Origin of the sequence: Staphylococcus sp. HMSC072H03 (genome assembly GCF_001809305.1) — a bacterium.
Classification (GTDB): domain Bacteria; phylum Bacillota; class Bacilli; order Staphylococcales; family Staphylococcaceae; genus Staphylococcus; species Staphylococcus hominis.
The window spans coordinates 1-240 of sequence record NZ_KV796912.1; the positions used below are offsets into that span (position 1 = coordinate 1).

The 240-nt window shown below is 36.7% G+C and carries 1 pseudogene; it reads left to right on the plus strand.

The features are described from left to right. Window positions 1-240: pseudogene (locus HMPREF2578_RS08830) on the plus strand (hypothetical protein); the annotation flags it as partial.

Sequence of the window (240 nt, forward strand, 5' to 3'; positions counted from 1 at the left end):
TGAAGAAATCAGAGATGAGAAAGCAAAAGTAGCAGAAGCATTAACTCAATTAACTGAAGCGAAAAGTGCATTAAAAGCAGATAAATCAGTGTTAGAACAAAAACGTCCAGGATTAAATCATGTAGGTGTTACCGAAGGTAAACAACCGGCGAGCGTGACTGCATATAATAATGAAATGGCTAAAATTCATGATGAACTTGAAGCAGCGAAAACAGAAGCAGATAGAGTGATTCATGATGA